Origin of the sequence: Stenotrophomonas sp. PS02300 (assembly GCF_029959395.1) — a bacterium.
GTDB classification, from domain to species: domain Bacteria; phylum Pseudomonadota; class Gammaproteobacteria; order Xanthomonadales; family Xanthomonadaceae; genus Stenotrophomonas; species Stenotrophomonas maltophilia_AD.
Genome location: NZ_JASCOP010000136.1, coordinates 1 through 10,793, shown reverse-complemented (window position 1 = coordinate 10,793; position 10,793 = coordinate 1). Strand labels below are relative to the sequence as shown.

13 protein-coding genes are annotated in these 10,793 nt (G+C 66.0%); 3 read left to right on the top strand and 10 right to left on the bottom strand.

Annotated features, from left to right (window positions below; genetic code table 11):
- The first annotated feature begins 65 nt into the window (after window positions 1-65).
- Window positions 66-512 (top strand): protein tyrosine phosphatase family protein, encoded by a 447-nt coding sequence (locus QMX79_RS17855; RefSeq protein ID WP_282247958.1) that lies wholly within the window; start codon window positions 66-68, stop codon window positions 510-512.
- Between the two features lie 52 nt (window positions 513-564).
- A complete protein-coding gene (locus QMX79_RS17850; protein WP_282247957.1) occupies window positions 565-1,557 on the top strand; it encodes a bile acid:sodium symporter family protein in 993 nt (330 codons plus the stop codon).
- 220 nt (window positions 1,558-1,777) lie between these two features.
- Here the strand turns inward: QMX79_RS17850 and QMX79_RS17845 are convergent, their stop codons facing one another.
- The 6 genes from QMX79_RS17845 to QMX79_RS17820 form a co-directional block, all read right to left on the bottom strand.
- Window positions 1,778-2,536: a hypothetical protein gene (locus QMX79_RS17845; protein WP_282247956.1), complete on the bottom strand. Its 759-nt coding sequence runs from the start codon at window positions 2,534-2,536 to the stop codon at window positions 1,778-1,780.
- 355 nt (window positions 2,537-2,891) lie between these two features.
- Complete coding sequence (locus tag QMX79_RS17840; RefSeq protein ID WP_282247955.1) at window positions 2,892-3,716, bottom strand: calcium-binding protein; 825 nt, start codon at window positions 3,714-3,716, stop codon at window positions 2,892-2,894.
- A gap of 72 nt (window positions 3,717-3,788) precedes the next feature.
- Window positions 3,789-4,676: a heme o synthase gene (cyoE, locus tag QMX79_RS17835; protein WP_282247954.1), complete on the bottom strand. Its 888-nt coding sequence runs from the start codon at window positions 4,674-4,676 to the stop codon at window positions 3,789-3,791.
- Window positions 4,673-5,869 (bottom strand): COX15/CtaA family protein, encoded by a 1,197-nt coding sequence (locus QMX79_RS17830; protein WP_282247953.1) that lies wholly within the window; start codon window positions 5,867-5,869, stop codon window positions 4,673-4,675. Before QMX79_RS17830 ends, cyoE begins: the two co-directional genes overlap by 4 nt.
- A gap of 10 nt (window positions 5,870-5,879) precedes the next feature.
- Complete coding sequence (locus tag QMX79_RS17825) at window positions 5,880-6,455, bottom strand: hypothetical protein (protein WP_093532971.1); 576 nt, start codon at window positions 6,453-6,455, stop codon at window positions 5,880-5,882.
- A 13-nt stretch (window positions 6,456-6,468) separates the two neighbouring features.
- Window positions 6,469-7,200 (bottom strand): SURF1 family protein, encoded by a 732-nt coding sequence (locus tag QMX79_RS17820; RefSeq protein WP_282247952.1) that lies wholly within the window; start codon window positions 7,198-7,200, stop codon window positions 6,469-6,471.
- A 57-nt stretch (window positions 7,201-7,257) separates the two neighbouring features.
- Here QMX79_RS17820 and QMX79_RS17815 point away from each other — a divergent pair, with 57 nt between their 5' ends.
- Entirely contained in the window at window positions 7,258-7,476 is a 219-nt protein-coding gene (locus tag QMX79_RS17815) for a twin transmembrane helix small protein (protein ID WP_068848753.1), read from the top strand.
- Window positions 7,477-7,488: 12 nt separating this feature from the next.
- On the opposite strand, the gene QMX79_RS17810 is transcribed toward QMX79_RS17815, so the two are convergent.
- The 4 genes from QMX79_RS17810 to ctaD are packed head-to-tail and all read right to left on the bottom strand — an operon-like array spanning window position 7,489 to window position 10,713.
- Complete coding sequence (locus QMX79_RS17810) at window positions 7,489-8,367, bottom strand: cytochrome c oxidase subunit 3 (protein ID WP_282247951.1); 879 nt, start codon at window positions 8,365-8,367, stop codon at window positions 7,489-7,491.
- Between the two features lie 20 nt (window positions 8,368-8,387).
- Window positions 8,388-8,969: a cytochrome c oxidase assembly protein gene (locus QMX79_RS17805; protein ID WP_282247950.1), complete on the bottom strand. Its 582-nt coding sequence runs from the start codon at window positions 8,967-8,969 to the stop codon at window positions 8,388-8,390.
- Window positions 8,966-9,094 (bottom strand): hypothetical protein, encoded by a 129-nt coding sequence (locus QMX79_RS17800; RefSeq protein ID WP_256947664.1) that lies wholly within the window; start codon window positions 9,092-9,094, stop codon window positions 8,966-8,968. Before QMX79_RS17800 ends, QMX79_RS17805 begins: the two co-directional genes overlap by 4 nt.
- Window positions 9,095-9,102: 8 nt before the next feature.
- Entirely contained in the window at window positions 9,103-10,713 is a 1,611-nt protein-coding gene (gene ctaD / locus QMX79_RS17795) for a cytochrome c oxidase subunit I (RefSeq protein WP_282247948.1), read from the bottom strand.
- Window positions 10,714-10,793 lie beyond the last annotated feature (80 nt).

Below are 10,793 nucleotides of genomic sequence, written 5' to 3'. Positions count from 1 at the left end.
AGGCAGGGCCTCGCTCTACGCAGAATGGGCCGGATGACGGACTGGTAGAGCGAGGCCCTGCCTCGCTGGCCGAAGCCGACCTGACCCTGACCTTCAGGAATCCCGCCGAAGACCTCTACACCGGCGGACAACCGACGGCAGAACAACTGCAGCAGGCCGCAACGGCCGGCCTCACCACCGTGATCGACCTGCGCCAACCCAGCGAAGACCGCGGCTTCGACGAAACCGCCACGGCTGCGTCGCTCGGCCTGCACTACGTGCGCATCCCGGTCGCCGGTGCTGCCGGCCTGACCCCCGCCAACGTGCAGGCTCTGCAGACCGCACTTTCCCAGGCCAACGGCCCGGTACTGCTGCACTGCGCCTCCGGCAATCGCGTCGGCGCGCTGCTGGCCCTGATGAAAGCGCGCCAGGGCGCACCCCCCGAACAGGCCCTGCAGTTCGGCCGCGACGCCGGCATGACCTCGCTGGAAGCCCAGACCCGCACCCTGCTCGAGCAGGACACCGCGCGTTGAGCCTGCTGCCGCATCACCCCCTTTCCCCCTGCTCTACAGGAGCCTGCCCACCATGACCCGCTGGTGGTCGCGCCTGCGACCGGACAATTTCACCCTCGCCCTGCTCGGCACCGTGCTGCTGGCGTCGTTCCTGCCGATGCACGGTCCTGCGGCCATGGTGCTGGACGATGTCACCGACGTCGCCATCGCCGCGCTGTTCTTCCTGCACGGTGCGCGCCTGCCGCGCGAATCAATCATGGGCGGGCTGCTGCACTGGCGCCTGCACCTGACCATCCTGGCCTGCACGTTCGTGCTGTTCCCGCTGTTCGGGCTGGCGTTCAAACCGCTGGATGGCTGGCTGCTCACCCCCGAGCTGTATATCGGCGTGCTGTTCCTGTGCGCGTTGCCGTCCACGGTGCAGTCATCGATCGCGTTCACCTCGCTGGCGCGCGGCAACGTGCCGGCGGCCGTGGTCAGCGCTTCGCTGTCCAGCATCCTCGGCGTGTTCCTCACCCCGCTGCTGCTGGCCCTGTTGGCCGGTACCGCAGGCGGCATGCACAACCCCGGCCAGGCCATCCTGAGCATCATGCTGCAGCTGCTGGTGCCGTTCGTGGCCGGCCACCTGCTGCGCCCGTGGATCGCCCGCTGGGTGGAACGCCAGCGCGCGCTGCTGCGCTACACGGATCAGGGCACCATCCTGCTGGTGGTGTACTCGGCGTTCGGCGAAGCGGTGAACGAAGGGCTGTGGAGCAAGACCCCGCTGCTGTCGCTGCTCACGGTGGCGGTGGTGGCTGCAGTACTGCTGGGCATCGCCATGCCGACGATTGGCTTCCTGTCACGGCGGCTGGGCTTCAACCGCGAAGACCGCATCACCATCCTGTTCTGCGGCTCCAAGAAGAGCCTGGCCACCGGCGTACCGATGGCCAAGGTTCTGTTTGCCGGCGGCAGCCTGGGCGCCATCGTGCTGCCGATCATGATCTACCACCAGATCCAGTTGATCGTCTGCGCGGTGATAGCACAGCGGTTTGCGCGAGACCCGGTGGTGAACCCCGCGCCATTGGAGTGACGGCGCAGCACGCAGCACGCGGTACGCGGTACGCGGCGATGTTGGTAGGGTCGCTTCCCAAACGACCGCCGATAACGGTGATCAGCCGATGGTGGGCATGACAATCATTGGGACTGCTCTTTACGACGTGGCGCCGGCCTAGGTCATGCCACCACCGCGCTGATCGTTGCTACGGGCGGTCGTTTGGGAAGCGACCCTACCGCTGGCCCTCGCCGCTGCTTCAGTCCCTCACGGCAGCGGCGATCTGCTGCAATACGATGGCTTTGCGCTCCACGTCTCCGTCACCCGTGGCAGTCAAGGTGTAGACCTTGTCTTTCCCAGCCCATACCAGCGTTGCCCGGCTGCGACCCTGGCCATCAACCTCCATCTCGATCTGCCCCGGGGTGCCGTTGATATCGGTGTTCTGTGCCTCCACGAAGGCCTCGATCACCCCTCCCGGGACGCGGAAATTCTTTTCATTGAATTCCACGATTCCGATGTCGTTGACGCGATAGAAGCGGGACAGCCCGGAGGATTTCAGCCCTTCAATGGTACCTGTTGGCTCCATGCCGATCGTTTCCGCGGCGCCCAGCAAGGTCTTCTGCAGATCGCTTGGAGGATTCGGCAGCCGCTGACGCAGGATCGCATCGGATCGCCATACCTTCGGCAGCGCCATGATGAGCGCCTGTTGGGATGGAATAGTGCCCTTCGGCACCCGTACCACGCCCGAGCGACTGCGTTGGAACTGCTCGCGAAAGTATTCCTTGACTGGCTCGGGAGCGTCCAGTTCGGCCAATGGGATAAGGCGATAGACGCCTTCTTCAAGGCTTCGTGCTGCGCCTTGTGCCTCATCCTTCTCGGCTGCCCGCATCGCGCGATCGCTCAACCATTGGCCAACGGCGTCGGCCTGCTCCGATGATGCGTATGTTGATCCCACAGGGAGGACGATGGCGAGCAACAGTGTGACCAGGCTCAGTCCGGGAATCGTGGTTGAATGCATCCGTTTCTCCTCATGCACGCGAGTCAACTCGCGACCTCTGTATAGGCCGCGAACCGCATGAGGAAGTGAGACATCGATCCTGATTCAAGCAGTTGAGTCAAGGAGTACAAGGTGACGCGGCGTTCTCCGACAGCACCTTCGGGACGATAGCGACGCTCGGTAGGGTCGCTTCCCAAACGACCGCCGATAGCGGTGATCAGCCGATGGTGGGCATGACAATCATCGGACCTTCGCTTTGCGACGTGGCGCCGGCCAGGGTCATGCCGCCATCGCGGTGATCGTTGCTACGGGCGGTCGTTTGGGAAGCGACCCTACCAAAGCCGTCCCAGCCCACCGTGATCCGCGCTGACCGGAGTCAGCGGTCGGTCAACGTGCCTACGCTCAGCTCCGGCAGGTACACCCATACGTCATACGAGCGGTCCGGGTCCGTGTCGGCAACTGGATCGCGTGCCGGCCGCTCGAGCAGCGGCATCGCCCGGCAGGGGCTCATGCAATGCCAGGTGTGGCCACGCAGTGCTTCCACGCGCACGCTGTACAGCGGCAGGTCCAGAAGGAAAGCCGCCATGGTGCGATGCTGCATTTCCGGGGGCGCATCTTCGAACGGGTGGCGCATCGCATGCACGTTGCCTGTCAGTACCAGCATCCGCGCCGCGCTGGGCAGGGCGTTGAACTGTTGGCGCACATGGGTGGCCATCTCCGCGTCGCGATCCACGTCGCTGTCGTACGCGCTGATTTCAATGTCGTAGCCCGCTACGCCGATATCGCGACCCTGCGCCCGCAGCACGCGCAGCGTTTCGATCAACGCCAGCATGTCGCGACTACGGCGCCCGTCATGCTGGCCGTCTTTCACCCGCCAGAACGGCGAGGTACGCAGTGCTTCGCGCGCATCGGCATCGCCGTTGGAGCGCAGATACCGCGCCAGCGCCGCGTTCTCGCTCATCGGCAGCTCCAACCCCAGCCGCACCGGTGCGTTGTCGCGGCTGTAGCGCTCCATCAGGTCGGCCACCAGCAGCGGTGTCTCGGCGGTGCCGTGGTATTCGCCCAGCACCACCAGCCGGTGGTTGCCCACCAGGGTCACGATCTGCGTTGCGGTGTCACCGACACCGCCTGCCGGCGCGGCAGCGGCCGGGCCGCACACCATCGAAGCCACCATCACAGCCATCCAGAGCCATCGCTTCATGCCGTCACGTCCTGTTGGGGTCATGAAAGCAATGGCGACGCCACGGCCGGTTTCAAGGGCGGCGCAGGAAGCTCACAGGAAGGGCAGCATCCAGTGGTCCACCATCAGGAACGCGAACAGCGCCATGAGGTAGACGATGGAGTAGCCGAACATCTTCATCGAGAACAGCTCATCCGGCGGGTTGAGCATGCGCCAGGCGTACCAGAGGAACACGGCGTTGAGCACCACCGCGCCGCCCAGGTAGAACATGCCGCTCATGCCCACTGCAGCGGGCAGGATGCTGACGATGGCCAGGGCGATGGAGTACGCCATGATCGACTTGCGGGTGTAGGCCACGCCGTGGGTCACCGGCAGCATCGGGATCTTGGCCTTGGCGTAATCCTCGCGGCGGAAGATCGCCAGCGCCCAGAAGTGCGGCGGGGTCCAGATGAAGATGATCAGCACCAGCAGCGAGGCGTAGGCCCAGTCCATCGGGCCCTGCATGCCGGTGATGGCCGCCCAGCCCAGCAATGGCGGGGTGGCACCGGCGAGGCCGCCGATCACGATGTTCTGCGAGGTCGCGCGCTTGAGGTACACCGTGTAGATGACCGCGTAGCCGATCAGCGAGGCGAAGGTCAGCACGGCAGTGATGACGTTGACCCACACCACCAGGATGGTCATCGACAGCACGATCAGCGCGCTGGCAAACACCAGCACCTGCCACGGCTTCACCTTGCCCACCACCAGCGGCCGCCACGAGGTGCGCGCCATCTGCGCGTCGATCTGCGCGTCCAGCAGCTGGTTGATGGCGGCTGCGGCGGACGCTGCCAGCCAGATGCCAAGGAACCCCAGCGCGCCGCGCACGGCCTGCTCGGCGGTGGGCAATGCGGGAATGGCCAGGAACATGCCCACCAGCGCGGTGAACACGATCAGGGCCACGACCTTCGGCTTGGTCAGATCCCAATACTGCCGAACGCTCATGGTGTCGCTCCAGCGACTTCATCGCGCGCTTCGGAAGGTGCGCGCAGGCGCGCCATCAGTGTGACCAGCACGAACAGCAGCGCGACCGCGCCGCCGCTGTGCGCCACCGCCACTTCCAGTGGCACCGCCAGCTTCACGTTCAGGATGCCCAGGGTGATCTGCAGCACCACCAGCAGCCCCAGCGCGCTCGCCCAGCCGCGCATGCTCGGCAGCCGGTACAGGCGCACCGCCAGCCACAGCAGGTACACGGCCACGACGACGGCAAACATCCGGTGCGCCATCTGGATGGCGATACGCGAGGCGCCATCGAGCACGCCCCCTTCGTAATCCACGCCGATCCCACGCCACAGGGTGAAGCCTTCCTTGAAGTCGTGCTGCGGCCACCACTGGCTCACGCAGCGCGGGAAATTATCCAGCGAGGCACTGCCGCCACCGCAGGCGAGCGCGGCGTAGTTGGCGCTCACCCAGCCGCCGAGCGCGATCTGCATCACCAGCACGGCCACGCCGATGCGCAGCAGCCACTTCAGCTTCGGCGCCTGCACCAGCGTGATCGGCATGTGCGTGGCGCGCCAGGCCATCCACACCAGCAGCCCGAACATCAGCATGCCGCCGAGCAGGTGGCCCATCACCACGATGGGCTTGAGCAGCAGGGTCACCGTCCACATGCCCAGCAGCGCCTGGAAGATCACCACCGCCAGCGTCAGCAAGGCCGCGCGCGAGAGGTCGATGTTGTTCCAGCGCAACGCGGCGATCAGCAGGATCACTTCGCCGGTGATGGCCAGGATGCTGGCCGACACGTGCATGCCCATCATGTACAGCGGTATGCCGGTAGCCACCAGCACGCACGAAGTAACCACGGCAGTGGTGCCCCAACGCCGGCGGCGGGTGGCCAGCAGCGCCAGGGTGAGGATTTCAATGCCCAGCGCGCCGGCCAGGAAACGGTGCACCTGCTCGCGCCACGCCTTGTGGGTTTCCAGCGGGCGGATCTTGGCCGCTTCGTGGCCGATCACTTCCTGCGCATGCTGCGGCCAGGTCACGCGGCCATAGCAGGTCGGCCAGTCCGGGCAGCTCAGGCCGGCATCGGACAGGCGCACGAACGAACCGAACATGATCGTGCTGGCCGTCATGATCAGGGCGAACCACGCCAGACGGTGGAAATTGCGATGCAGCGCCGGGCGCGCGGTGGGGTTCATCAAACGGAACTCACTTCAGTTTCAACAGCGTGGCCATGTCCTTGCGCAGACCGGCCAATTCGAATCCCGGCGCATACCGCATGATCACGAACCCGTTCGGGTCGATGACATACACAGGCGTGCCGGCGGCGTCATCCACGGCGGGCAACACGGCACGCAGGTTCGGCTGGGGGGCCAGCACGCGCAGGGCGGGAAAGCCCTGGACCTCGGCCGGCGGCGTACCCAGCCACAGGATCTCGACATTATCGGCCCTATGGCCGAACAGCTGCCACACCTTGTCCAATCCCTGCGACAAAGTGACGCACTCGGCCGCGCAGCCCGGGGCCGGCGCCACCAGGATGCGCCAGACATGGGCATCGGGGTTCCACGGGTACGGTTGGCCGTTGGCCAGGGTGGGCGGCAGCGCGCGCGCGTCCACCGCCGGGGTGAACACTTCGCCGGTGTTGCGGTGGGCGGCCGGCTGCCAGCCGGCGAAGCGCAGCACGCCGGCCAGCGCCATGGCCCCGAAGAACAGGCCGAACAGGGCTACCAGGGTCCAGCGGCCACGGTTGCGGGCCTTGAGCTGTTCCGGGGTGATGGCATTCATGCGTGGGATTTTCTCATGGAAGGAGGGGGCGTGCCGGGCGCCGCCGGCGCCATTCGAGGACGAGGGCGACGATCAGCACGGTCAGGGCCAGGCCGAACCACTGCACGGCGTAGCCGAGGTGGCGGCTGGGTGGCAGGGTGTTGGGCAGCAGCTCCAGGTCGCGGGCGTAACCGCCGGGCAGCGCGGGGTCCAGGCGCAGCACCGGGCCGTGCAGGCTGCCTGCGGGCAGTGCCAGCGCGGTGGCAACTTCCGCGGGCGGCATGCGGTTGGCCAGCCACACGCCTGGCTGCGGGGTCGCGGTGAATGCCGGGCCCAGCACCAGGCCGCTGGCCGGCGGCGGCGCCAGCAGGCCGGCCACGTGGGCAGTGCCCTCGCGCGGCACGATGGCCGGCAGGGTGCGGTCGCCCGGTATCGGCAGCCAGCCCAGGTCCACCAGCACCACCGCGCCGCCATCGCTGCGGAACGACTGGTACACCTTGATGCCGGCGCGGCCTTCGCGGGTCTGGTTGTCCAGCAGCAGCGTGCCTGGAAGGAAGCGGCCGTGGTCCTCTACCCAGCGCAGCTGCACCGGTGCGGCCTGCGCCTGGGCCAGGCTGAGGGTCTGCGCACGGGCCGGCAGCTGCTGGTCCAGCAGCGCCTGTTTTTCGTGCATCCGCTGCAGCTGCCAGCGGCCCAGCTGGCAGAACACGATGATCACCAGCACGGCGGCGACCCAGCCGATCAGGCGCGTGTGCTTGCGCATCATGACAACGCCGGCAAAACGCGGTCAGATAGGCATACCCGCCCTGCCCTCGAGCTGCGCATGAATGATTCGTTGAAGACCCTGCTGGTAATCGCGTTTCTGATCGTCATCGTCTGGAATCTGGGCGCGGGGCTGTATTACCTGCTGGTCGACCGTGGCCAGACCAAACGCACGGTCAATGCGCTCACCCGCCGCATCGCGGTATCGGTGGCGCTGATCGTGCTGGTGGCCATCGGCATCTACAGCGGCTGGATCAAACCCCACGGCGTGGGCGGCTGATACCGCCCGACGCTACAGCACGTAGACGAACAGGAACAGCATCAGCCACACCACGTCGACGAAGTGCCAGTACCACGCGGCGGCTTCGAAACCGAAGTGGTTGTCGCGGGTGAAGTGGCCCTTGGCCGAACGCAGCCACATCACGATCAGCATGATCGTGCCCAGCAGCACGTGCGCACCGTGGAAGCCGGTGAGCATGAAGAACGTCGAACCGTAGATGCCGGAGCCCAGCGTGAGGTTGAGCTCCTTGTAGGCGTGGATGTATTCCTCGGCCTGCAGGGTGAGGAAGAACGCGCCCAGCAGCACGGTGATGCCCAGCCACACCAGCAGCTGACGACGGTGGCCGGCCTTGAGCGCGTGGTGGGCGATGGTGAGGGTGACGCCGGAGGTGAGCAGGATCAGCGTGTTGATCAGCGGCAGGCCCCAGGCCGGAATGGTCTGGAAGTGGCCGCCGATGGCGCCCGGGCCGTTGGTCGGCCAGGCGGCCGAATAGCCATCCCAGAGCAGCTCGTTGGTCATCACCCCGTCGCCCTCGCCGCCCAGCCACGGCAGGCCCAGGTTGCGGGTGTAGAACAGCGCGCCGAAGAAGGCACCGAAGAACATCACTTCGGAGAAGATGAACCACACCATGCCCATCCGGAACGAGCCGTCGACCTGGTGGTTGTAGTGCCCGGCCTGCGATTCGCGCACCACGTCGCTGAACCACCAGAACAGGGTCAGCACCAGCATCGCGATGCCGGCATAGAAGGTCCACTTGCCCCAACCGGCATCATTGAGCCAGCTGGCCACGCCCACCATGGTCACCATCATCGCGATGGAGCCGATGAAGGGCCACTTGCTGTGGGTGGGCACGAAGTACACGTTGGCGTCTGGGCTGTGCTGGGTGGCCATGATCGGTATCCGGGTACGTATCAGGGTGCCGAGCGCGCGGTGGCCGGCGGGGTCGCCGTGGCCAGCTGCGCCGACAGCGCGTCGTTCTTGTAGAACGTGTAGGACAGGGTGATGGTCTTGATGTTGGCCGGCAGGTCCGGGTCGACGATGAAACGAACCGGCATGTCGCGTTTCTCGCCCGCCACCAGGGTCTGCGCGGTGAAGCAGAAGCATTCGGTCTTGCTGAAGTAACCCGACGCCTTGGCCGGGGCCACCGACGGCACCGCGCTGCCCACCAGCGCACGGTCGCTGTCGTTGCGCGCGTAGTACAGCGCTTCGTTGAGCTCGCCGGGCACCACGTCCATGGTCAGCTGTTCGGGGTGGAAGGCCCACGGCAGTTTGGAGTTCACGCCGCCATCGAACTGCACCCGCACGGTGCGCTTGGCCGCGCCGGGCGCGCCGACGGCGGCTGCACCGGGGCCACGCTCCAGCCGCACCCCGAACACCTTTTCGCAGGCGATGCGGTACAGCGGCACCAGCGAGAAGGTGAGCACGAACACCGCCACCGCCACCGCGATCAGGCGCGGCAGCCCGGCATGCGGTGCGGGGCGGGTTTCGCTCATCGCCCCAGCACCCCACTCAGGATGAAGCCGACATAGACCAGGATCGCCACCGCCCCGACCCACAGCGCGGTGCGGCGGGCGCGTTGGCGGCGGGCAGCCAGATCCTGCTGGTGGACGTCATGCATGGCAGACCTCAGTGGGTGATGTCGTCATGGGCCAGATCGCCCGGGCGGATGGTCGGCGGCACGGTGAAGGTATGCGCCGGTGCCGGTGACGGTACCGTCCATTCCAGCCCGCGTGCGCCTTCCCACGAACGGTCAGCGGCCTTTTCGCCGTTGCGCAGCGAGGCGATCAGGATCGCGGCCATCATGAAGGGGGTCACGAACATGCCGAATGCGCCAATGGAGCTGATCAGGTTCCAGTCGGCAAACGCCACGCTGTAATCGGGAATGCGGCGCGGCATGCCGGCCAGGCCCAGGAAGTGCTGCGGGAAGAACAGCAGGTTCACGAAGAGGATGGACCACCAGAAGTGCACCTTGGCCCAGAACTCGCTGTACATGCGCCCGGTCCACTTCGGCCACCAGTAGTACACCGCGCCGATCAGCGCGAACACCGCGCCGGTCACCAGTACGTAGTGGAAGTGGGCCACCACGAAGTAGGTGTCGTGGTACTGGAAGTCGGCCACCACGATGGCCAGCATCAGGCCGGAGAAGCCGCCGATGGTGAACAGGATCACGAAGGCCACCGCCCACAGCATGGGCGCTTCAAAGGTGAGCGAACCGCGCCACATGGTGCTCACCCAGTTGAACACCTTCACCCCGGTGGGAATGGAGATCAGCATGGTGGCGAACATGAAGTAGATTTCGCCGCCCAGCGGCATGCCCACGGTGAACATGTGGTGGGCCCAGACGATGAAGGACAGGAATGCGATCGCGGCGATCGCGTAGACCATGGCCTGGTACCCGAACAGCGGCTTGCGGCTGAAGGTGGGGATGATTTCACTGACCACGCCGAACGCCGGCAGGATCATGATGTACACCTCCGGGTGGCCGAAGAACCAGAAGATGTGCTGGAACATCACCGGGTCGCCGCCGCCGGCCGCGTTGAAGAAGCTGGTGCCGAAGAACTTGTCGGTGAGCAGCATGGTCACCGCACCGGCCAGCACCGGCATCACCGCGATCAGCAGGAAGGCCGTGATCAGCCAGGACCAGCAGAAGATCGGCATCTTCAGCAGGTCGATGCCGGGCGCGCGCATGTTGAGCACGGTGGCGATGATGTTGATCGCGCCCATGATCGAACTGATGCCGGCCACGTGGATCGCGAACACGGTGAACGCCACGTTGTAGCCGCCCTGCAGCGACAGCGGCGGGTACAGGGTCCAGCCGCCGGCCGGCGCGCCGCCGGGCAGCAGGAAGGTGAGCAGCAGCAGGCTGAAGGCCACCGGCAGCAGCCAGAACGACCAGTTGTTCATGCGCGGCAGCGCCATGTCCGGCGCGCCCACCTGCAGCGGGATCATCCAGTTGGCCAGGCCGACGAAGGCCGGCATGACGCCACCGAAGATCATCACCAGCGCGTGCACGGTGGTGAGCTGGTTGAAGGTTTCCGGCTTCACGAACTGCAGGCCAGGCTGCATCAGCTCGGCGCGGATGATCACGCTCATCGCTGCGCCGATGATGAACATGATGAAGCTGAAGAGCAGGTAGAGCGTGCCGATGTCCTTGTGGTTGGTCGAGAAGAACCAACGTTCGAAGAACGACTGCTGATGCCCGTGATGCCCGTCGTGATCAACTGCGGAATGCGCCATCGCCACACCACCTCGTTGGTTCGGTATCAGCGCGCCCCCGGCGGGGCGCGCGGGTGCTATACGGTCTCTTTTAAACATAT